Below are 22157 nucleotides of genomic sequence, written 5' to 3' on the forward strand. Positions count from 1 at the left end.
ACGCACGCTGCTTGCGCCGGCGCGGGCGCAGCGGCACAATTCGCCCATTCGACCTAGAACGGGAAGTGGGCGGGCAATGGAAAGCAAATGGCTTGAGGATTTCGTCTCCCTGGCGGAAACGCGCAGTTTCAGTCGCTCGGCGGAGCTGCGGCATGTGACGCAACCGGCTTTTTCGCGGCGCATCCAGTCGCTGGAGGCCTGGCTGGGCACCGACCTGATCGACCGCACCTCCTATCCCACGCGCCTGACCGCGGCCGGTGAAGTCTTCTACGAACAGGCCGTGGCCATGCTGGGCCAGATCAACAATACCCGCGCCCTGCTGCGCGGCAAGCGGCCCACGGCGCAGACCACCATCGACTTCGCGGTGCCGCATACGCTCTCGCTGACCTACATGCCCAAGTGGCTCAGTTCGCTGGAGTCGGGCTTCGGTCCCATCAATACCCGCCTGATCGCCCTCAACGTCCACGATGCCGTGATGACCATCGTCGAAGGCGGCTGCGACCTGCTGCTGTGCTATCACCATCCGCGCCAGCCGGTGCAGCTCGATGCCAGCCGCTACGACATGCTGACCATGGGCACCGAAACCCTGCGCCCCTATTCGCGCTGCGACCGCAACGGCAAGCCGGACTACGTGTTTCCGGGCAGTGCCAAGGCGCCCGTGCCGTTCCTCTCCTATACCAGCAACGCTTACCTGGGCCGCATGGTGGAGCTGATGATGGCCGATACCAAGCGCCCTCTGCACCTGGTCAAGCACTATGAGACCGACATGTCGGAAAGCCTCAAGATGATGGCGCTGGAGGGCCATGGCGTGGCGTTCCTGCCGGAATCCTCGGTGGTGCGCGAAGTGCGCAACCGTCAGCTGGCGCGCACCGATGGTCCCACCGGGGAGTGGGAAGTGGAGATGGAAATCCGCCTCTATCGCGAACGCCCGACCGCGCAGCGCACCGGCAAGGCGCTGGTGGCACGGCTGTGGGAATATCTCGTGGAACTGGATGCGCAACGGCAGGAAAAATCGGAGCGCAGCGAGCGTCCCAAGGCGGTTTCCGGCAAGTCGGCGCGCGCTGCCGAAAAACGCGAATCCTGAGCAAAAAATAGCTGATGTAAAGGCCGCAATCCCTTGCTGTAAAAGGGATTCCAAAGGTTATGCATGCGCTGCATAATTGCATGCTCACAAAGCATTAGCCTTGTTTTGGCCGGCTGGCTACGATGGCGGCGCTGAATCGGACAGGCACGAATTTCCAGCTGGCGCACCAGGGCCGGGCTGGCAGGCGCGCCTCCGTCGCCGCCGCTCGTGCGCGCCCTCTGGCGCTGCGTGCAGGCTGATGCAGACGGAGTAACATGCCTGGCGGACTTCGGAATTTGCAGGCCTTTTGTCTTGAACAGCACGGCTATCCAAAGGAGCGATTGCATCATGTCGAACGTACCTAATCACGAAGTGCCTTCCTATCTCGTCCCGCACGGCATCGGTCCGTGGGGCGTCTACCTCGAACAGATCGACCGCGTGACGCCCTACCTGGGCTCGCTGGCGCGCTGGGTGGAAACCCTGAAGCGTCCCAAGCGCATCCTGGTGGTCGATGTGCCCATCGAACGCGACGACGGCACCATCGCCCACTTCGAGGGCTACCGCGTGCAGCACAACACCTCGCGCGGCCCCGGCAAGGGCGGCGTGCGTTTCCACCAGGACGTGACGCTCTCCGAAGTGATGGCGCTGTCGGCCTGGATGACCGTCAAGAATGCGGCCGTGAACGTGCCCTATGGCGGTGCCAAGGGCGGTATTCGCGTCGATCCCAAGACCCTCTCCCGTGGCGAACTGCAGCGCGTCACGCGCCGCTACACCAGCGAGATCGGCATCATCATCGGCCCCAACAAGGACATCCCGGCGCCGGACGTGAACACCGATTCGCAGATCATGGCCTGGATGATGGATACCTACTCCATGAACCAGGGCAGCACCTCCTCGGGTGTGGTCACCGGCAAGCCCATCTCGCTGGGCGGCAGCCTGGGCCGTCATGAAGCCACCGGCCGCGGCGTCTTCGTGGTCGGCTGCGAAGCCGCTGCCAAGCGCGGCGTGGACATCAAGGATGCCAAGGTCGCGGTGCAGGGTTTCGGCAACGTCGGCGGCATCGCTGCGCGCCTGTTCGCTGAGGCCGGTTCCAAGGTGGTAGCAGTGCAGGATCACGTGACCACCGTCTTCAATGCCGGTGGCCTGGACGTGCCGGCGCTGCAGGCGTATGTGGCCAAAAATGGCAGCGTCAAGGGTTTCGAAGGTGCCGACGAGATCACCGACCGCGCCCAATTCTGGTCGGTCGACTGCGACATTCTGGTGCCTGCCGCACTGGAACAGCAGATCACCGAAGCCAACGCCAATCACATCAAGGCCAAGATCATCCTGGAAGGTGCCAACGGCCCGACCACGCCGGCGGCCGATGACATCCTGCGCGACAAGGGCGTGCTGATCGTGCCCGACGTGATTGCCAACGCCGGTGGTGTGACGGTGAGCTACTTCGAATGGGTGCAGGACTTCTCCAGCTTCTTCTGGACCGAAGACGAAATCAACCTGCGCCTGACCCGCATCATGCGCGAAGCCTTCGCCGCCGTCTGGCAGCTGGCCGAAGAGAAGAACGTGTCGCTGCGTACCGCGGCCTTCATCGTGGCGTGTACCCGCGTGCTGCAGGCGCGTGAAATGCGCGGCCTGTATCCGTGATGCGTTGAGGCAGTAAAAAAGGTCCGGTGATCCGGACCACGACGGCCAGAGGCGACAGCGTAAAACGCAACAGATCGCCGGCCGCAGGATTGCAGAGCAGTCTGGTTCAGGAGGAGACGTGGTGGCTGTGCGCATGCGCACCGCAGGCCAATCAGCCTTGCGGCGCAAGATCATCAGTGAAGGACCCGGCATTGGCATGCCGGGCGCTGCCGCATGTGCGTCTGCAGGGCGGGTGGCGGTTTTGCTTGGCCATCCCGTTGCCGTCCGGGTGACAAAATGCCGGGTTTTTGACAGGACCCTTCATGGTCCCGGCACTCGCATTGGCCCCTCATCCGCTTCTTCCCGCTTCTCCCTGAACAAATCTTCATATCGCCCCGCAAGCGCCGTCTACACGGGCCTGGCGCGGGGTGCTCCCGCTTCTCTCCATTCCCTTTTCATCGCGGCTGTTGCCCCGCCTCTGCAGGCTCGCGTGTGCTGCCGGCTGCGGTCTGCAGCTGCCGTTTCTGGCATGGATATTGCTGAACAGAACGGAGTTGCTGCCGTGACGCCGAACGCTGCGCCGCACCTTCCTGCGCTCTGCGAAGCTGTCCTCATCGCGTCGGAGCGCCGGGCTGCCGCCATGAGGGTTTTTGCGGATTGCCAGACCGGGCGGCATATGTCGTACAATGCGCCCGCCGACAGTTGCGCTTCGGTAATTTGCCTGCATCCGGTTCATCGAGGGGGTGGTGTCGCCAGGCCTCACCAGACGTGGATCAAACAATGCTGGCAAAGAACTGTGTTAGCACACAGAATAGGCAACACGGCAGAGAACAATAACAGGCTCGTCAATACGGCCGGCCAGCCCGGTGCAGGGTTTCGCGCAAGCGGGTCCGGCATCAGGCCATTTGAACCGTTACGTAAAAAATTTTTCCAGGAGGTCACACAATGAAGTTATTGAAGCTAGCAGGGGTGTTGGTTGGGGCAAGCGTACTGATGAGCTCGGTGCATGCTGAGGAATTCACCGGCCGTCTGAAGAAGATCAAGGAATCCGGCACCCTGACGCTGGGCGTGCGCGATTCGTCGATTCCGTTCTCCTACCTGGATGACAAGCAGTCCTACCAGGGCTACTCGATCGACCTGTGCCTCAAGGCCGCGACCGCGATCCAGAAGAAGCTGGGCCTGACCTCGCTGAACATCAAGATGGTGCCCGTGACCTCGGCCACCCGCATTCCGCTGATCGCCAACGGCACCACCGACATTTCCTGCGACTCCGCAACCAACAACCAGGAACGCTGGAACCAGGTGGCCTTCTCGGTGACCGAATTCGTGACCGCCAACAAGTTCCTGTCCAAGAAGTCGGCCAACCTGAAGACCCTGGAAGACCTCAAGGGCAAGACCGTCGTGTCGACCTCGGGTACCTCCAACCTGAAGCAGATCACTGCGCTGAACGCCGAACGCAACCTGGGCATGAACATCCTGGCTGCCAAGGACCACGCCGAAGCCTTCCTGATGGTGGAAACCGGCCGTGCCGCCGCCTTCGTGATGGATGACATCCTGCTGTCCTCGCTGGCGGCCAATTCCAAGGCGCCTGGCGACTACCAGGTGTCGGCAGAAGCCCTGTCGGTCGAGCCGTACGGCCTGATCCTGCCCAAGGGTGATACCGAGTTCAAGAAGGTCGTGGACGATGCGCTGACCGTGGTCTACAAGGGCGACGACATCAAGAAGATCTACGCCAAGTGGTTCCAGTCGCCGATCCCGCCCAAGGGTGTCAACCTGAACGTGCCGATGAGCCCGCAGCTGCAAGCCGTGCTGGCCAAGCCGACCGACTCCTACGATCCGGCCGCCTATGCCGTGGTGCCGGAAGCGCAGAAGAGCCTGAGCAAGAAGAAGTAAATCAGCGTATTGCTTCGTGCAATCGGATGAAACGGGGGCCTGTCCCCCGTTTTGTTTAGCCGGGTCCGCTGCGCTTGCCTGTTGGCAAGGCAGTGGCGCCGGAGCTGACCAGACAAGAAGCGGCGCGGCATTTGCCTGGTGACCGCGCCCGAGAACACAGACTTCGAACAACAGACGAGGCCATTTATGCATTACAACTGGAACTGGGGAATCTTCTGGGAGATGTCTCCCGATGGCATCCCCTACATCGACACGCTGCTGGCGGGCCTGAAATGGACCCTGGCCACGGCTGCCTGCGCCTGGATCATGGCACTGATCCTGGGCACCATCTTCGGTACCCTGCGTACCACCACCAAACCCTGGGTCGTGCGCATTGCCAACGGCTATGTGGAACTGTTCCGCAACATTCCGTTGCTGGTGCAGATGTTCCTGTGGTACTTCGTGATGCCCGAACTGCTGCCGGCCGCCATCGGCGACTGGATCAAGAGCCTGCCGGATGCGTCTTTCGTGACTGCAACCCTGGCGCTGGGCTTCTTCACCTCTTCCCGCGTGGCCGTGCAGGTGACGACCGGCATCCAGGCGCTGCCGCGCGGCCAGCGCATGGCCGGTGCCGCACTGGGTCTCACTCCCGTGCAGACCTATCGCTATGTGCTCTTACCGATGGCCTTCCGCATCATCATCCCGGCACTGACCAACGAGTTCGCCGCCATCATCAAGAACAGCTCGGTGGCCCTGACCATCGGCCTGGTCGAGCTGACTGCCGCGACCTACTCGATGCGTGAATTCACCTTCCAGACCTTCGAGGCGCTGACCGGTGCCACGATCATCTATCTGATCATTTCCGTCATCGCGCTGCTGGCAGCACGCGTGCTGGAAAAAGTCACCGCCGTTCCGGGCTACATCACCGGCGGCACCAGTGCAGGGGGGCATTGATCCATGTTCAGCAATTTCGATTTCGACGTCATCCAGCGTTCCTGGGTCTATCTCTTCACGACCGGCCTGAAGTTCACGCTGATCCTGACCTTCTCGGCCATGCTGGGCGGCATCATCCTGGGCACGCTGCTGGCCATGATGCGCCTGTCGTCCAACAAGCCGCTGTCGTTCATCGCCACCACCTACGTCAACGTGATCCGCTCCATTCCGCTGGTGCTGGTGATCTTCTGGTTCTACTTCCTGGTGCCTTTCATCGGCGCCTGGATCATCGGCGCCTCCGAGCCTATCCAGGTCGGTGCCTTCGAATCGGCCCTGATTACCTTCATCCTGTTCGAAGCTGCGTATTACTGCGAGATCATGCGTTCGGGCATCCAGTCCATTCCGCGTGGCCAGGTCTTTGCCGGCTATGCCATCGGCATGAACTACTGGCAGATGATGGGCAACGTGGTGCTGCCGCAGGCCTTCCGCAACATGACCCCGATCCTGCTGACACAGACCATCGTGCTGTTCCAGGACGTGTCGCTGGTCTACGTGCTGGGTTCGGTGCCGGACTTCGTGACCAGCGCGTCCAAGATCGCCCAGCGTGACGGCCGCCTGGTGGAAATGTACCTGTTCGTGGCCGTGGTCTACTTCGTGCTCAGCTTTGGCCTGTCGACCCTGGTCAAGCGCTTCCAGAAGAAGATTGCCATCATCCGCTAAATGTCTTTGACGGCCGCCGCGCGCGCTTTGTAGCGCCACGCTGGCGGCCAGTGAATCCAGAATTCAGAAATCCAGGAGAATCCAAATGATTGAACTCAACAACGTCAGCAAGTGGTACGGCAGCTTCCAGGTCCTGACCGACTGCTCGACCTCCGTCAAGAAGGGCGACGTGGTGGTGGTGTGCGGCCCGTCCGGTTCCGGCAAGTCCACGCTGATCAAGACCGTCAACGGCCTGGAGCCGTTCCAGAAAGGCACCATCACCGTCGATGGCGTCTCGGTGGGCGACCCCAAGACCAACCTGTCCAAGCTGCGTGCGCGCATCGGCATGGTGTTCCAGAACTTCGAACTGTTCCCGCACCTCTCCATCCGCGAGAACCTGACGATCGGCCAGATCAAGGTGCTGGGCCGTTCCAAGGAAGAGGCCACCGAAAAGGGCCTGAAGTACCTCGATCGCGTTGGCCTCTTGGCGCACAAGGACAAGTTCCCCGGCCAGCTCTCCGGCGGCCAGCAGCAGCGTGTGGCCATTGCCCGCGCGCTGTCGATGGATCCCATCGCCATGCTGTTCGACGAACCGACCTCGGCGCTGGACCCGGAAATGATCAATGAAGTGCTGGACGTCATGGTCGGCCTGGCCCAGGAAGGCATGACCATGATGGTCGTGACCCACGAAATGGGCTTTGCCCGCAAGGTCGCCAACCGCGTGGTCTTCATGGACAAGGGCCTGGTGGTGGAAGATTGCGCCAAGGACGAGTTCTTCGCTTCGCCGCGTTCGGAACGCGCACGCGATTTCCTGGCCAAGATCATCACTCACTGATCGCCGCAGCCAGTGTCAATGCAAGGGCCGCTCCGGCAACGGGGCGGCCCTTCTCGTTTGGGCTACATCAAAAGGGCGGCAGGGCGCACGCTCCGGGGTGCTTGACGGCTACGGTAGAATGTCGCCCTTGAAGACATCGCGGCTGGCTCTCCACAGCCCGCATCCGCCGGGATGCCTCGCCAGACACTGAGACTGACCCCCACTCCAAGACCGAAAGAGCATCGCAATGAGCAACGTATTGACCATCACCCGCCCGGACGACTGGCACCTGCACCTGCGCGACGGCGCCACCATGCAGGACGTGCTGCCGCATACCGCACGCCAGTTTGCCCGCGCCATCGTCATGCCCAACCTGAAGCCGCCGGTGACCACCACCGCCCAAGCCGGTGCGTATCGCGAACGCATCCTGGCCGCGCTGCCGGCAGGCATGAGCTTCGAGCCGCTGATGGTGCTCTACCTGACCGACAACACCCCGCCCGAGGAAATCCGCCGCGCCAAGGAAAGCGGCTTCGTCAAGGCCGTCAAACTTTATCCGGCCGGTGCCACCACCAATTCGGATGCCGGCGTGACCGATCTCTCCAAGTGCTACAAGACCCTGGAAGTGCTGCAGGAAGTGGGCATGCCCTTCCTGGTCCACGGTGAAGTCACCGATCCCGAGATCGACCTGTTCGACCGCGAAGCCGTCTTCATCGAGCGCATCATGAAGCCGCTGCGCCAGGCCATGCCGGAACTGAAGGTGGTCTTCGAGCACATCACCACCAAGGAAGCGGCTGACTACGTGCTGGCCGGCGAAGGCCCGACGGCAGCGACCATTACCGCGCATCATCTGCTGTTCAACCGCAACGAGATCTTCAAGGGCGGCATCCGCCCGCACTACTACTGCCTGCCTGTCCTGAAGCGCGAGACTCACCGCAAGGCGCTGGTGGCGGCCGCCACTTCGGGCAGCAACAAGTTCTTCCTCGGCACCGATTCGGCCCCGCACGCCAAGGGCGCCAAGGAACACGCCTGTGGCTGCGCCGGCTGCTACACCGCGCTGCATGCGCTGGAGTTGTATGCCCAGGCCTTCGACAGCGCGGGCGCACTGGACAAGTTCGAAGCCTTCGCCAGCTTCAACGGTCCGGACTTCTACGATCTGCCGCGCAACACCGGCGCCGTCACCCTGAAGCGCGAAACCTGGGCCATCCCGGCCGAGCTGCCCATGGGCGAGGCCACCGTGGTGCCGCTGTCGGCAGGCGAACAGATCCACTGGAAGATGGTCTGATCCGATTCACGGATCCGCCGTGTTCCTTCGTTCCCGGGCCGTTCTGCCAGTGAGGATGGCCGGGATATCCATCACAACGAGAGAAAGGCGAGCTGTATGCAATTCGTCGATGAACTGATTACCGATTTCGACAAGGCACTGCGCGTGATCAGCGGCGTGGTTTTCGAGAGCCGTCCCAATCCGGGGCGCGGCTTGCCGGACGGGATCATGAGCGAGGCCGAGAAGCGTCACGCGGCCGGGCTGATGCGGGTCAACAATGTCGGTGAAGTCTGTGCCCAGGCGCTCTACGATGCCCAGGGACGCTTCGCCCAGACCGAGGACATCAAGGAAGCCTTCCGGCGCGCCGGCATCGAGGAAGAGGATCACCTGGCCTGGACTGCCGAACGCCTGCGCGAGCTGGGTTCGCACACCAGCCTGCTCAATCCGCTGTGGTACGGCGGCGCCTACGTGCTGGGCAGCATCGCCGCACGCCTGGGGGATGCGCGCAACCTGGGCTTCGTCTCCGAGACCGAGCGCCAGGTCGAGCATCACCTGCTGGGCCATCTGGACAAGCTGCCGGCCCAGGACAACCGCTCGCGCGCCATCGTCGACCAGATGCGCCTGGATGAAATCGAACACGGCCAGGCCGCGCGCGACCTGGGTGCGGCCGAAGTGCCGGCCCCGGTGCGCGGGATGATGAAGGCCATGGCCAAGGTCATGACCACGGTGGCTTACAGGATCTGATATCGGATCGCCGCAGGCGTGGCGGACATGAAAAAAGCGGCCTCGGCCGCTTTTTTCTTTGGCTGCTTCCGTTTTCCGCGCTTATTGCTGCTGGGCGGCGGCCGAGGACGTATCGGTGAGGTCGTCGATGATCTCGAAGGAGTGCGTCATCTCGGCAGTCTTCTCCAGCATGATCGAGGCCGAGCAGTACTTGTCGTGGGACAGCTTGATGGCGCGTTCGACCACATTGGTCTTCAGGTTGCGGCCACGCACGGTGAAGTGGAAATGAATCTTGGTGAAGACCTTGGGATCGGTCTCGGCGCGTTCGGACTTCAGGGTCACGTCGCAGCCGCGCACGTCCTGGCCGCTCTTGCGCAGGATCACCACCACGTCATAGGCGGTGCAGCCGCCGGTGCCGGCCAGCACCACTTCCATCGGACGCGGCGCCAGGTTGCGGCCGCCGCCATCGGGCGCACCATCCATCGTCAGCAGGTGGCCCGAACCGGTTTCCGCCGTGAAGGTCATGCCGGACAAGCCGGTCCAACGTACTGTGCATTCCATCTGTATCGTCCCAATCGGTTCCATGAAGCCCCGTATTGTAGCTTTGGATGGGCGCCGCTGCAGCCGCGGCAGGGCGGGCGATGCGAAGCTCAGTGATTTTTGCGTTGCAGAAAAATTGTCGAATGATTATTCATGCTTCGCATTCTTGCAGCCCTTTTAACTAGTTGTAACCCAGCAGTGACGCCACTTTCAGACTGTTACAAATTTATTCGCCTCGCGTTATTGCGTCGCACAAACCCCTTTGCTATATTCAATTCAACGGAAGTTTTTGCAGCACGTAACGATGTCTCCTCCACCCTCCTCATTGGTGTGGATTAAACCCGGAACCTGAGCGTCCGGGGTTTTTTTTGTCCTTTTTCCGCTGAAGCGCGGCGCAAAGTTGTGCTGGCGTCAACGAAATGCCGCTTTCTGTCGATAAGGCGCCGGGACAATGCCGGATCGGCGCCACAATCCCTCGAAACCTTTTGACGCTAAGTCCTTGAAAAGGCTATACTTGCCGGCTTTCCCATGCGCTCGGGAAGATAAAAGGATGAGTCCGCGAAGCGAAGTACCCAGGACAGCCGGCAACACAGGCTGCCCCGCATGAGCGGAACCGCCACATTGAGCGTTTATATACTGATAGAGAAAGTCAAACATGAAGACCTTTTCCGCTAAAGCCCATGAGGTTCAGCGCGAGTGGTTCGTGATTGACGCGACGGACTTGGTCCTCGGACGTGTTGCCAGCGAAGTGGCACTCCGACTGCGCGGCAAGCACAAACCCGAATTCACTCCGCACGTCGATACCGGTGACTTCATCGTCGTCGTCAACGCAGGCAAGCTGCGCGTGACCGGCACCAAGGCCACTGAAAAGACCTATTTCCGCCACAGCGGTTATCCGGGCGGCATCTACGAAACCAACTTCCTGAAGATGCAACAGCGTTTCCCCGGCCGTGCGCTGGAGAAGGCCGTCAAGGGCATGCTGCCCAAGGGTCCGCTGGGCTACGCCATGATCAAGAAGCTGAAGGTGTATGCAGATGGCAACCATCCGCACGCCGCGCAGCAACCGAAACCCCTCGCCCTCTAAGGAACAGACATGATCGGTAACTACAATTACGGAACCGGCCGTCGCAAGAGTGCAGTGGCGCGTGTTTTCATCAAGGCAGGTTCGGGCAACATCATCGTCAATGGCAAGCCCGCCGCTGAATACTTCTCCCGTGAAACCGGCCTGATGGTGATCCGTCAGCCGCTGGAACTGACCGGCAACGTCGAGCGTTTCGACATCAAGGTGAACGTCCACGGTGGCGGCGAATCCGGCCAGGCCGGCGCTGTTCGCCACGGCATCACCCGCGCCCTGATCGACTACGATGCCGGCCTGAAGTCGGCTCTGTCCAACGCAGGCTTCGTCACCCGTGACGCGCGTGAAGTCGAACGTAAGAAGGTTGGTCTGCGCAAGGCACGTCGCGCAAAGCAATTCTCGAAGCGTTAATCGTTTCTTGCATTACGGAAAGCCGTCGGCCCTTGTGCCGGCGGCTTTTTGCTTTTTGTCGCTCTGCCTGGTTGGGTCGACAGGGCGCTCAGCGGTGCTTGCACATCGTCTCGTAGTGTGACGATAATTTCTGTTATTTACGGAATAACTTCCCAAGCGGAAATCGAGGGGAAATATTCTCCTGCTAAAATTGACCGCTTTCCTGCGTGTGATGCACGCACGTCCGGCGCTCGTTCGCCACGGCGTTTTTTGTTCGCCTTTTTTCGCAAGGACCAGACATGATCAAGGTAGGTATCGTTGGCGGAACCGGTTATACCGGCGTCGAATTGCTGCGTATTTTCGCCACCCATCCGCAAGCCCGGGTGGAAGCCGTGACCTCGCGCAAGGAAGACGGCATGCCCGTGGCCGAGATGTATCCGTCCCTGCGTGGCCGCGTGGACGTGGCATTCTCCTCGCCCGACAAGGCCCGCCTGACCGACTGTGATGTGGTCTTCTTTGCCACCCCGCACGGCGTGGCCATGGCCCAGGCCCCGGAACTGGTGGCGGCCGGCGTGAAGGTGATCGACCTGGCTGCGGACTTCCGCATGCAGGACGTGGCCGCCTTCGAGAAGTGGTACAAGCTGCCGCACAGTTGCACCGAGCTGTTGAAGGAAGCCGCCTATGGCCTGCCCGAACTGAACCGCGAAGCCATCCGCAAGGCGCGTGTGGTGGGCAATCCGGGCTGCTATCCGACTACCATGCAGCTGGGTTTTGCGCCGCTCTTGAAGGCTGGCGTGATCGATGCCTCGCACCTGATCGCCGACTGCAAATCCGGCGTCTCCGGCGCCGGCCGCAAGGCTGAGCTGAGCCTGCTGTTCTCGGAAGCATCCGACAATTTCAAGGCCTATGGCGTGTCCGGCCACCGTCACTCGCCCGAAACCATCGAGCGCCTGTCGCACCTGACCAGCGACAAGGTGGGCCTGCTGTTCACGCCGCACCTGGTGCCGATGATCCGCGGCATGCACTCCACCCTGTACGCGCGCCTGACCAAAGAGATCGACAACGCCGCCCTGCAAGCCCTGTTCGAAGAGGCTTACAAGGATGAACCCTTCGTCGACGTGCTGCCCTTCGGTTCGCATCCCGAGACCCGCACCACGCGCGCCTCCAACATGCTGCGCCTGGCCGTGCATCGTCCGGACAATGGCGACACCGTGGTGGTGCTGGTGGTCCAGGACAACCTGGTCAAGGGCGCTTCCGGCCAGGCCGTGCAGTGCATGAACCTGATGTTCGGTCTGGAAGAAACCACCGGCCTGCAACAGGTCCCGGTCCTGCCGTGAAGTACCGCTTATGGCGTCGGCGCATGAGCATTTCTGCGCCGAAGATGACCATCAAGCGCCACCTGCCGTGGCCGCTGATGATCTTGCTGTGGGCTGTGGTGGTGGCGGTGGGCGCTGCGGCGGCGGTCTGGACCTACCAGCTCGGCCGCAACAACCTGCCGGGCCTGCACGGCGACGCAGGCGATGCCAGCGAGCAGATCGAGCAGTTGAGCGAGCAGGTCAAGAAGCTGACGGCAGAAAATGAGCGCTTGCAATCTGCCTCCAACGCGTCGCAAAATGAACTGAAGATCGCCCAGACGGCCCAGGCCACGCTGGCGACCCAGGTCAAGAACCTGGAGGCGGAAAACAACCGCCAGAAGGAAGACCTGGCCTTCTTCGACAGTCTCCTGCCAACCAACCTGGGCGCGCCCGGCATCACCATCCAGCGCTTCAAGGCCGAACAGGCCGCGCCCAACCAGCTGCGCTATCGCGTGCTGGTGATGCAAGGTGGTGGGGGAACGCAACAGTTTGCAGGAAACCTACAGCTTAGTGTCAATTTGGTGCAGGGCGGCAAAGGTGTTACCATCAACTTCCCTGAAGGCAATACCGCCGACCAGGCGCGCTACCGGCTCGCATTCAAGTACTACCAGCGTGTCGAAGGCTTGCTGACCATTCCCGAGGGCGCCACCGTCAAGTCGGTGGCCGTCCGTGTTCTCGACCGCGGCCAGGTGCGAGCCCAGCAGTCGGTAGATCTGTGAGGTGATTCCATGTTTACACGCAAAACCAAAAGCACGATCGACAGCCTGATCGGCATGTCCACCAGCATCACGGGTGACGTCGGTTTCAAGGGCGGCCTGCGCATCGATGGCGCCATCAATGGCAACATCAATGCCGAGAGCGGCCAGCCCAGCGTGCTGGTCATCTCCGAGCATGCCAAGGTGGTCGGCGAGGTGCGCGCCGCGCATTTGATCGTCAATGGCGAGATCATCGGCGACGTCCATTCCACCGAGTTGCTGGAACTGCAACCCAAGGCTCGCATTACCGGCAACGTCTTTTACAAGGCGCTGGAGATGCATGGTGGTGCCCTGGTGTCAGGCAAGCTCAGCCATGACCAGCAGACGGAAACGCCAATGCTGAAGCTGGCTGCTTCGTCGGAAGCATGAAAATCTGCAAGCGCTTATAATGGCTTTATCGATCTAATGTATTGATCCGCCTCAAAGCCCAGCAGGAGCCCAATATGAATGCCGTAGCCGAACTGCAACAAACCGACATGCCCGCCCCGATCAACTTCAGCGACAGCGCCGCCGCCAAGGTGGCCCAGTTGATCGAGGAAGAAGGCAATCCCGACCTGAAACTGCGCGTCTTCGTGCAAGGCGGTGGTTGCTCGGGTTTCCAGTACGGTTTCACCTTCGATGAAATCGTCAACGAAGACGACACCACCATGAGCAAGAACGGCGTCCAGCTGTTGATCGACTCGATGAGCTACCAGTACCTGGTGGGCGCCGAGATCGACTACAAGGACGACCTGGAAGGCGCGCAATTCGTCATCAAGAACCCGAACGCCACGACCACTTGCGGTTGCGGCTCCTCGTTCTCGGTGTAAGCGCTGCCAGACTCCCCGCACCATCCCGGTTTGCGGGGAGATGAAGAAAAAGGACGCCGAGGCGTCCTTTTTTCATGTCCTGAATCTTCATATCGGCCTGGACCCACCGTCCGGCGGGCATTTCCGGCGCCTGCTCGCAGAGGCCGGAAAAGCCCTTTCCCGCCTCATCCCAATTCGGTGAAGGCTTTGGCCGCTGCAGCGATGGTTTCCTCGATGATGGCGTCGCTGTGCTGGGCCGACACGAAGCCTGCCTCGAAGGCGGAAGGCGCAAAGTACACGCCCGCCTCCAGCATCTTGTGGAAGAAGCGATTGAAGCGCTCCTTGTCGCCCTGCATCACCTCGGCATAGCTGGTGGGCACCCTGGCATCGAAATACAGCCCGAACATGCCGCCAATGGCATCGGCGGCGAAGGTCACGCCAGCCGCCCTGGCCGCAGCGCTGAGGCCATCGGCCAGCTTGCGGGTTTGGGCGGTCAGGTTGGCGTAGAACTCGGGTTGCTGGATGATCTTCAGGGTCGCCATGCCGGCCGCGACCGTCACCGGATTGCCGGAGAGCGTGCCAGCCTGGTAGACCCCGCCCAGCGGTGCCAGATGCTTCATCACCTCGGCGCGGCCACCGAAGGCGGCCACCGGCAGGCCGCCGCCGATCACCTTGCCCAGCGCCGTCAGGTCGGGGACGATGCCGTTCAGTTCCTGGGCGCCGCCACGGGCCACGCGGAAGCCCGACATCACTTCGTCGAAGATCAGGATGGCGCCGTATTCGGTACACAGGCGGCGCATGGTGCGCAGGAATTCGTCGGATGCACGCACCAGGTTCATGTTGCCGGCGACCGGTTCCACGATCACGCAGGCGATCTCGTTGCCGGCGGTCTTGAAGGCTTCTTCCAGCTGCTGGGCATTGTTGTAGTCCAGCACCAGCGTGTGTTTGGCGAAATCTTCCGGCACCCCGGCCGAGGTCGGATTGCCGAAGGTCAGCAAGCCGCTGCCCGCCTTCACCAGCAGCGAATCGGCGTGGCCATGGTAGCAGCCCTCGAACTTGATGATCTTGTCGCGGCCGGTAGCGCCACGGGCCAGGCGCAGTGCGCTCATGGTGGCTTCGGTGCCGGACGAGACCAGGCGGATCTGCTCGATGGAAGGCACCAGCTTGATGATTTCCTCGGCCATCTCGATCTCGGCCTCGGTCGGCGCACCGAAGGACAGGCCGCGTGCGGCTGCCTGCTGGACCGCCTTGACCACTTCCGGATGGGCATGGCCGACGATGGCCGGGCCCCAGGAGCCGATGTAGTCAATGTAGCGCTTGCCTTCGGCATCCCAGAACCAGGGACCTTCGGCACGTTCGATGAAGCGCGGGGTGCCGCCTACCGAGCGGAAGGCGCGCACCGGGGAATTGACGCCGCCCGGCGTGCTTTGCTGGGCGCGGGCGAAGAGTGAGGCATTGGTCTTGGTCATGTGTGTACTAAGCAATGTGTGCTGATCCAGTGGATCAGTTGAGGGAGGGCGGTGCGTCCAGATCGGCGGGATCCTCGGATTCGCGCGCCCAGAAATAGCGGTCGGGCAGCAGCTTGCCCATGCCCACGCGCTGCGCATTGGCCAGCGCGGCCAGCGTGAATTCCTGCGCCTCGGAGGCCGCCAGCGGTACTTCCAGGTCATTGGCCAGCATCGCTGCCAGGGCGCCCGAGAGCGTGCTGCCGGCGCCCACGAAGGAGCCGGGCAGGCGCGGCCAGGCATCCTGGCGCACCAGGCCGGATTCATCGAAGAGCGAATTGGCCACTTCCTGCAGATCGGTCTGGGTATTGGTCACCAGCAGGTATTCGCAGCCCATCTCGATGATGCGCATGGCGTCCAGCATGAGCGTGTCGCCCACCACCGGCTCGCGCCAGGTCTCGGCCAGGCGCGTGAGTTCGCCGGCCGAGCAGATCAGCACGGTCGCCTGCGGGATCAGCAGTTCGCGGATGGCGATGAGGCGGTCATCCTCGTCCTCCTGGTTGGCCAGGGCGCTGATGAACGGGTCCAGGATCAGCGGCACGTCGGGATAGTCGGAGACGATTTCGGCAATCACCGAGATGTTTTCGATGCTGCCCAGGGCGCCGACCTTGAAGGCGGCCACTGCCATGTCTTCGAGAATGACGCGGGCCTGGTCGGCAACCCAGTCCACGTCGACCACCTGGACGTCTTCGACGCGGGCGGTGTCGCCGATGAGCAAGGCAGTCACCACCGACAAACCGTGGCAGCCCATGGCGGCGAAAGTGGCGAGATCGGCCTGCACGCCCGTGGCGCCGACCGGATCGGCGGCGCCGAAGCTGAGGATGAGGGGAGGAGTTTGGTTTTGCACGTCGAGTAGATTAAGATAGCTGACTTAGCATTTTACTTGATTGATTTTAGGGATAGTCAGCCGTGACGAATAGCAGCCAAACCGAATTCAAAACCTGGATGTGCCTGATCTGTGGTTGGATCTACGACGAAGAAGCAGGCCTGCCCGAAGAAGGCATCGCCCCCGGCACCCGCTGGGACGACGTGCCCATCAACTGGACCTGCCCGGAATGCGGCGCCCGCAAGGAAGATTTCGAGATGGTCGCCATCTGATCGCTTCCTGATCGCCACGCCCGCCGCCGACGGCTTCGGCATCGCGTCCCGCCGCCAGGTTCCTGGCGGCTCGCGGGCCGCGTCTCCTCCTTGCAGGGAGCCGCTGCTGAACCTTCTGTTTTCCCGCATCACGAGGTTTGATGTACATCAAACTCTCGGTTTATCACGCGTTTCGTCTCGTTTTCCCATCATTTTCTTCTGCCCGCTGGTGCAATGCCTTTGCCGGGTGAAAAAGCGTTGAACTTTTCTGGGTAAAATCGGCCCAGTACCAGCTTTGCCCGCCCGACCGGATCGCAGGATGCACAGATGTCCGCCCGGCCCCTGAACGGCACTCCCCCCACACGGTCTTGTCAGTCGCGTCCAGCCCCGCCATCGGGCCGCTGGTCCGTTACGGCGCGCCTGCGCCCAAGCGCATGGCCGCAGGACCCTTTTTAACCGTTTCATCAGTCTGGTATGCCACACACCAAAGATTTCGTCATCGATGCATCCCCCACCCGCAGCAGCCCTGGTTTGCCGCAGCGCGAAGGGCTGGAGCAGTTCCAGGCCTCGCTGCTGGCGCGCATGGCCGCTTCCGATAATGAAAGCATGCGCTCGCGCCGCCTGGCGGTGGCCATGGGCGAGCATTGCTGCCTGATCCCGCTGGTCCAGGCTGGCGAGATCGTGCCGCTGGCCGGCATGGTCATTACGCCCGTACCGGCGACCCGTGACTGGTTTCGCGGCCTGCTCAACATCCGCGGCAACCTGATCGGCCTGGCCGACCTCACCGGCCTGGCCGGCGCTCCGCCGCAAGAGATCGGGCGCAGCAGCCATGTCCTGCTGCTGGCCCACGGCCTGGCACCGCAGTGCGGCTTGCTGGTGTCAAGGGTATTGGGATTGCGCGACATAACAGAAATGACGCAAATATCGAAAAATTACGAGGCGGAAATGCCCTTGCTAGGCGTTGTAGGGCGTTATAAAGACAGCGGCGAAGCGCAATGGGACGAACTGGACCTGTCGCTGCTGAGCCAGGACAGCCGTTTTCTGCAGATTGGCCGCTGACGGCGGCTGCGGGAGCGATGGCCAGGGGCGACCGGCGAACCGCAGTAACGCCGGAGGCCCGAACAAAGCAAAAAACCGAAAAATCCAGAAGATCTGCGAGATCTGCCAAGAGGGAACAGGAACATCGGCCATGGAACCGACCTTGCCGTACTTGTCGAAAAAGAAGCTCCCGGCCACCCGCCTGCCTGGCACCGGCAACGGCACTGGCAGCGCTGCCGTGACCGATGCCGATCTCGTCAAGCCGGGCAGGCGGAGCGGCGGCCTGCAGCTGCCCTGGCTGCACCGTTATTCACTGCGCACCCAGACCCGCGTGCTGCTGGGCGTACTGGCGCTGTCGCTGGCGGCGCTGTGTCTGTTCATGTGGCTGGGCGCGCGCCTGTATTTGCTGGCGACCTTGCAGACCAACCTGGCCTCCGACCTGGTGATGCATTCCCAGCGCATCGGCAAGGCCGTGCCCAATGCCATCCAGGGCAATCCCCAGGCTTTCGTGCAACTGGCGCAGAGCCGCCTCGAATTCAATCGCGGCCTGCTGCTGCTCAGCAGCGGCGGACCTTACCAGGGGCAGAACATCGGCTTGCCTGATCCCGCCCTCAAGCCGGCCCTGGACAACGTGGCGCGCCTGTGGCGTCGCACCGACCTGGCCGCCGAGACCATCCTCGGCATGGAAAAGGAGCTGACCGGCTTCGGCGCCACCCTGAAGCGGCTCAACCAGCTGCTGCCGGTGATGCTGGACCTGAGCGAGCAGATCGCCATGCTGCAGTCGCAAGGCCGCCCCACCACGCGCGAAATGGCCGCCGCCAGCCAGCTGGTGATGCTGACCTTGCGCCTGGGGCGCAGCTCCAATGAATTCCTCACCTCCGATGGCGTCAATGCGGAAACCGCCTTCATGCTCGGCAAGGACATCACGGCTTTCGGCGATCTGTTGAAGAGCCTCATGGACGGCAACGAGATGCTGCGCCTGCGGCCGGCCACCGACCCCGACCTGCGTAGCAAGCTGCGCGAGCTCACGCGGATCTTCGGCGACTATCAGCCGCAGATCGCCGGCATTCTGGGCAACCTGCAGAATTTCATTGCCGCCAAGCGTTCCGAGCAACTGGTGTTCATGGAAAACGAAACCCTCAAGCGTCATCTCACCGAGCTGCAGGATGCCTACCGGGTCGCCCTGAAGGCGCGCTCCTGGACCTTCTGGGCAGTGCTTTGCGCCATGGCCACGGCGCTGCTGAGCGCCATCGGCATCGCCCTGGTGCAATTGCAGAGCAGCCGCAACAATGCCGCCGCCGCCGAAGTGCGGCGCCAGGAAGCCGAGCTGCAGCGCCAGCTGGCCCAGCAGGAAGAAGAAAAGGCCATGCGCGCCAATCACCTGACCCAGGCCGCCGTGCTGCGCCTGATGACCGAGCTGCAGCGCGTAGCCGATGGCGACCTGACGGTGCATACCACGGTCTCCGATGACGTCACCGGGGCCATCGCCGATTCCGTCAACTACACCGTGGAAGCCCTGCGTGCCCTGGTGGAGCAGGTCACGCAGATGGCCGCCAAGGTGGCGCTCAGTTCCGAACAGGTGCGTGGCACCACCACCGAGTTGGGCGCGGCCGCACGGGCCCAGGCGCGGCGTATCCAGCGCATCGCCCAGGCCATGCTGGAAATGTCCAACCAGATCACCGGCATCTCGGTCTCGGCCGATGAATCCGCCGACGTCGCCCGCCACGCCGTGGTGGTGGCCGAGCGCGGGGCACGGGCGGTGGAAGATGCGGTCAAGGCCATGGATGGCATCGGCGAACAGATCCGCGAAACATCCGAACGCATCAAGCGCCTGGGGGCGTCCTCGCAGATGATCGGCGAGATCACCGAACTGATTTCCGACATCACCGAACGCACCAACGTGCTGGCGCTCAACGCCGCCATCCAGGCCGCCTCGGCGGGCGAGGCCGGGCGCGGTTTTTCGGTGGTGGCCGAGGAAGTGCAGCACCTGGCCGAGCGCTCCAGTGCCGCCACCCGTGAAATCGGCGCGCTGGTGCGCATGATCCAGGCCGATACCCGCGACGTGGTCGTGGCCATGGAAAAATCCACCAACGGCGTCACCGATGGCGCCGTGCTCTCGGATGCAGCCGGCAGCGCCCTGGCCGATATCCGCAGCGTCTCCAAGCGCCTGGCCGAACTGATCCAGGGCATGGCGGTCTCCACCCGCGAACAGGCGGTATCGGCCAATGGCGTGGCCCAGCAGATCCAGGGCATTCTGAGCGAAAACGACATCATCGAGCAAAGCCGCGAGCAGGTTGCCACGCTCTATGAAGAATTGTGGGATGCCGCACGCCAGCTGGAAAGCTCGGTCTCGCGCTTCCGGGTCAAGGTTTCCTGAGCGCGTCGCCATGATGACCGGCACCGGACTCGCTACTGCCCAGCCCTCCATCAGTGCTGGCGGTGACGAGCGCCTGCGCGAGACCTTGCGTCCGCTGCTGGCCATCGTGCGCCAGCAAAGCGCGGCCTGGACTGCCCGCCTCGATCAGGAGGGCGCCGCGCCAGGGTTGCCGGGGCTGGTCCTGCGCACCCTGGCGGCGCTGCGCGATTACGCCGGCAGCAGCGGTGCCGCGGCTTTTGCCGCATCGGCCTCGGCGCTACTGGAGTCGGTGCAGCGCCAGGGCAGCGATGCCGCCGCGCAGGCGCGCACACACAATCTTCTCGACGCCGGTATCCAGACGCTGACGGCACAGCTGGAAGCCCCGCTGACGCCCGCCACCCGGCAGCCGCCCGAAGTGATCGATCCGGTGCTGCTGCCGGTCTTCCTGGAAGAAGCGCAGGAACTCATCGCCGGCATCGGCGAAACCTTGCTGGTCCTGCCCGACAGCGGGCACCCCGGCGCGGCCGATGCCAGCCTGCTGGCCGAGCTGGCGCGCCCCCTGCATACGCTCAAGGGCAGCGCCCGCATGGTGGGTGCGCTGCACCTGAGCCGCTGCCTGCATGACATGGAAGGGGCGCTGCAACGCCTGGGTGAGGCCAGCCCCGGCAGCGCCGCCCCGCAGACCGTGGCCGCGCTGCTGGCGCTGTATGACCAGGCGGTGGAGCACTTCAGCACCCTGGAGCAGGGCATGGCGGCATTGCAGGCCAGCGCTGCCGTGCCGGCCGTAGCGCCTGCAGCGGCGGCAAGCGAAGGGCGCCTGACCGCCCCGCTGGTACGCATCCGCACCACCGTGCTGGACAAGCTGCTGAACCAGGTAGGTGAAGTGTCCATCAGCCGTGCCCAGCTGGACAACGAGATCGGCGCCCTGCAGGGCGATGCCCGCGTCCTGGGTGAAGAACTGGACGCGCTGGCCGGTCAGCTGCAGCGCTGGCAGCGCAGTTGGGAGCAGAGCGCGACACCCTCCCAGGGTGAAGCCACCACCGGCCTGACGGAACTGGCCAAGGCCATGGAAGCCGCTCTGGGGGCTGCCGTAGCGCGCCAGAAGCGGCTGCTGCAGCGCGTGGTGAAAACCCGCGAAGGCCTGCGCCTGCAAGGTCGTACTACGCGCGAGCTGCAGCAGGAGCTCATGCATGCGCGCATGGTCAAGTTCAACAGCATGGAGCCGCGCATGCAACACCTGGCACGCCAGGTCGCAGCGGAAACCGGCAAGCCGCTGGCACTGGACCTGTCCGACTGCCGCTTGCAGATCGACCGCGCCATCCTGGAACGCCTCATGGGCCCGCTCGAACACCTGCTGCGCAATGCCGCCGTGCACGGCATCGAAGAGGGGGCGGTACGCCGCGCGGCGGGCAAGCCGGCCTGCGGACAATTGCGCATCCAGGCGGGCCATGAAGGCAACGAAGCCGTCATTCGCGTCAGCGACGATGGCCGTGGCCTCGACCTGGCCGCCATTCGCCGCAAGGCCGAGCAGCGCGGCCTGCACGGCGTGGCACAGTGGAGCGAGGCGCGCCTGGCCGAGCTGATCTTCGAACCCGGCTTCAGCACGCAGGCCCAGGTCTCGGCCTTGGCCGGGCGCGGCATCGGCATGGATGTGGTACGGGCCGAAGTGGCCGCGCTGGGCGGACGCATGACGGTGCATTCGCGCCAGGGGCATGGGGTGCTCTTCACGCTGTATCTGCCGCTGTCGCTGGCGGTCCAGCAGGTCTGCCTGCTGCATCACGGGCAGCAGCAATACGCCATTCCTTCCACCCTCATCGACAGCGTGATCCAGCTGCGCAGCGAGCAGGCACGCCATGCCCTCGCGCGGCGCGCGCTGGAGGTCAGCGGACGGCAACTGCTGCTGCATCCGCTGCATAGCCTGCTGGACGAGCCTGCGCCGACGCCTCAACACCAGCCCGGCAGCAGCGAAGCAGGCTCGGCCTTCGCCTTGCTCATCAAGAATGGCGACGAACTGATGGTCATCATGGCCGACCACGTGAGCGGCAACCGCGAGGTGGTGGTCAAGCCGGTCGGGCCACAGGTGGCCACGCTGGCCGGGATGGTCGGCGCTACCGTACTGGGCGACGGGCAGATCGTGCTCATCATCAATCCGCTGCTGCTGGCCGGTTCTCGCCGCGTCGATGGCAGCGGTACTGTCGCGGGCATACAATAGCCGGCTTCGGTGGACCAAGGGCGCCTGCTGCGTTGCGTCGCCCCATGCCGGTTTCTCGCATCGATGCCTGCGCCTGCAACA

21 protein-coding genes are annotated in these 22157 nt (G+C 63.1%); 18 read left to right on the forward strand and 3 right to left on the reverse strand.

Annotated features, from left to right (window positions below; all coding sequences use genetic code 11):
- Positions 1 to 76 precede the first annotated feature (76 nt).
- From ACVC5H_RS05620 to coq7, 8 genes are all read left to right on the forward strand, one after another.
- Complete coding sequence (locus ACVC5H_RS05620; protein ID WP_489621390.1) at positions 77 to 1084, forward strand: LysR family transcriptional regulator; 1008 nt, start codon at positions 77 to 79, stop codon at positions 1082 to 1084.
- A gap of 327 nt (positions 1085 to 1411) precedes the next feature.
- A complete protein-coding gene (locus ACVC5H_RS05625; RefSeq protein WP_489621391.1) occupies positions 1412 to 2704 on the forward strand; it encodes a Glu/Leu/Phe/Val family dehydrogenase in 1293 nt (430 codons plus the stop codon).
- A 924-nt stretch (positions 2705 to 3628) separates the two neighbouring features.
- A complete protein-coding gene (locus ACVC5H_RS05630) occupies positions 3629 to 4576 on the forward strand; it encodes an amino acid ABC transporter substrate-binding protein (RefSeq protein ID WP_489621392.1) in 948 nt (315 codons plus the stop codon).
- Positions 4577 to 4762: 186 nt separating this feature from the next.
- Entirely contained in the window at positions 4763 to 5509 is a 747-nt protein-coding gene (locus tag ACVC5H_RS05635) for an amino acid ABC transporter permease (protein ID WP_489621393.1), read from the forward strand.
- Positions 5510 to 5512: 3 nt separating this feature from the next.
- Entirely contained in the window at positions 5513 to 6208 is a 696-nt protein-coding gene (locus ACVC5H_RS05640) for an amino acid ABC transporter permease (RefSeq protein WP_489621394.1), read from the forward strand.
- An 85-nt stretch (positions 6209 to 6293) separates the two neighbouring features.
- Entirely contained in the window at positions 6294 to 7022 is a 729-nt protein-coding gene (locus ACVC5H_RS05645) for an amino acid ABC transporter ATP-binding protein (RefSeq protein WP_008331909.1), read from the forward strand.
- A 226-nt stretch (positions 7023 to 7248) separates the two neighbouring features.
- Entirely contained in the window at positions 7249 to 8283 is a 1035-nt protein-coding gene (gene pyrC / locus ACVC5H_RS05650; protein ID WP_489621395.1) for a dihydroorotase, read from the forward strand.
- 96 nt (positions 8284 to 8379) lie between these two features.
- Complete coding sequence (coq7, locus tag ACVC5H_RS05655; RefSeq protein ID WP_489621396.1) at positions 8380 to 9006, forward strand: 2-polyprenyl-3-methyl-6-methoxy-1,4-benzoquinone monooxygenase; 627 nt, start codon at positions 8380 to 8382, stop codon at positions 9004 to 9006.
- 81 nt (positions 9007 to 9087) lie between these two features.
- On the opposite strand, the gene ACVC5H_RS05660 is transcribed toward coq7, so the two are convergent.
- Entirely contained in the window at positions 9088 to 9546 is a 459-nt protein-coding gene (locus tag ACVC5H_RS05660; RefSeq protein WP_489621397.1) for an OsmC family protein, read from the reverse strand.
- A 634-nt stretch (positions 9547 to 10180) separates the two neighbouring features.
- On the opposite strand from ACVC5H_RS05660, the gene rplM reads away from it, so the two are divergent.
- The 6 genes from rplM (at position 10181) to erpA (ending at position 13909) form a co-directional block, all read left to right on the forward strand.
- Positions 10181 to 10609, forward strand: a complete 429-nt coding sequence (gene rplM, locus ACVC5H_RS05665) for a 50S ribosomal protein L13 (protein ID WP_013235788.1) — start codon at positions 10181 to 10183, stop codon at positions 10607 to 10609.
- Between the two features lie 9 nt (positions 10610 to 10618).
- Entirely contained in the window at positions 10619 to 11011 is a 393-nt protein-coding gene (rpsI, locus tag ACVC5H_RS05670; RefSeq protein WP_006461968.1) for a 30S ribosomal protein S9, read from the forward strand.
- A gap of 278 nt (positions 11012 to 11289) precedes the next feature.
- Positions 11290 to 12327 carry an N-acetyl-gamma-glutamyl-phosphate reductase gene (argC, locus tag ACVC5H_RS05675; RefSeq protein ID WP_489621398.1) on the forward strand — a complete coding sequence of 346 codons (1038 nt, stop codon included), beginning with the start codon at positions 11290 to 11292 and terminating at the stop codon, positions 12325 to 12327.
- Positions 12328 to 12350: 23 nt separating this feature from the next.
- Positions 12351 to 13064, forward strand: a complete 714-nt coding sequence (locus ACVC5H_RS05680) for a DUF6776 family protein (protein ID WP_489621399.1) — start codon at positions 12351 to 12353, stop codon at positions 13062 to 13064.
- A 9-nt stretch (positions 13065 to 13073) separates the two neighbouring features.
- Complete coding sequence (locus ACVC5H_RS05685) at positions 13074 to 13469, forward strand: bactofilin family protein (protein WP_489621400.1); 396 nt, start codon at positions 13074 to 13076, stop codon at positions 13467 to 13469.
- A 74-nt stretch (positions 13470 to 13543) separates the two neighbouring features.
- The gene (erpA, locus tag ACVC5H_RS05690; protein WP_008331898.1) at positions 13544 to 13909 is read left to right on the forward strand and encodes an iron-sulfur cluster insertion protein ErpA; all 366 of its coding nucleotides are present in this window, start codon (positions 13544 to 13546) and stop codon (positions 13907 to 13909) included.
- 164 nt (positions 13910 to 14073) lie between these two features.
- Here erpA and hemL read toward each other — a convergent pair whose 3' ends face one another.
- Both hemL and thiD read right to left on the reverse strand, forming a co-directional pair.
- Positions 14074 to 15357 carry a glutamate-1-semialdehyde 2,1-aminomutase gene (hemL, locus tag ACVC5H_RS05695; RefSeq protein WP_489621401.1) on the reverse strand — a complete coding sequence of 428 codons (1284 nt, stop codon included), beginning with the start codon at positions 15355 to 15357 and terminating at the stop codon, positions 14074 to 14076.
- Between the two features lie 34 nt (positions 15358 to 15391).
- Positions 15392 to 16240, reverse strand: a complete 849-nt coding sequence (gene thiD, locus ACVC5H_RS05700; RefSeq protein ID WP_489621402.1) for a bifunctional hydroxymethylpyrimidine kinase/phosphomethylpyrimidine kinase — start codon at positions 16238 to 16240, stop codon at positions 15392 to 15394.
- 98 nt (positions 16241 to 16338) lie between these two features.
- On the opposite strand from thiD, the gene ACVC5H_RS05705 reads away from it, so the two are divergent.
- From ACVC5H_RS05705 to ACVC5H_RS05720, 4 genes are all read left to right on the forward strand, one after another.
- Complete coding sequence (locus ACVC5H_RS05705) at positions 16339 to 16491, forward strand: rubredoxin (protein ID WP_006461975.1); 153 nt, start codon at positions 16339 to 16341, stop codon at positions 16489 to 16491.
- Between the two features lie 453 nt (positions 16492 to 16944).
- Complete coding sequence (locus ACVC5H_RS05710) at positions 16945 to 17529, forward strand: chemotaxis protein CheW (RefSeq protein ID WP_489621403.1); 585 nt, start codon at positions 16945 to 16947, stop codon at positions 17527 to 17529.
- Positions 17530 to 17659: 130 nt separating this feature from the next.
- On the forward strand, positions 17660 to 19885 hold the full coding sequence (locus ACVC5H_RS05715) for a methyl-accepting chemotaxis protein (RefSeq protein WP_489621404.1): 2226 nt from the start codon (positions 17660 to 17662) through the stop codon (positions 19883 to 19885).
- 10 nt (positions 19886 to 19895) lie between these two features.
- Positions 19896 to 22076, forward strand: a complete 2181-nt coding sequence (locus ACVC5H_RS05720; protein WP_489621405.1) for a chemotaxis protein CheA — start codon at positions 19896 to 19898, stop codon at positions 22074 to 22076.
- The last annotated feature ends 81 nt before the right edge of the window (positions 22077 to 22157 follow it).

This window comes from Herbaspirillum sp. Her3 (genome assembly GCF_057961275.1).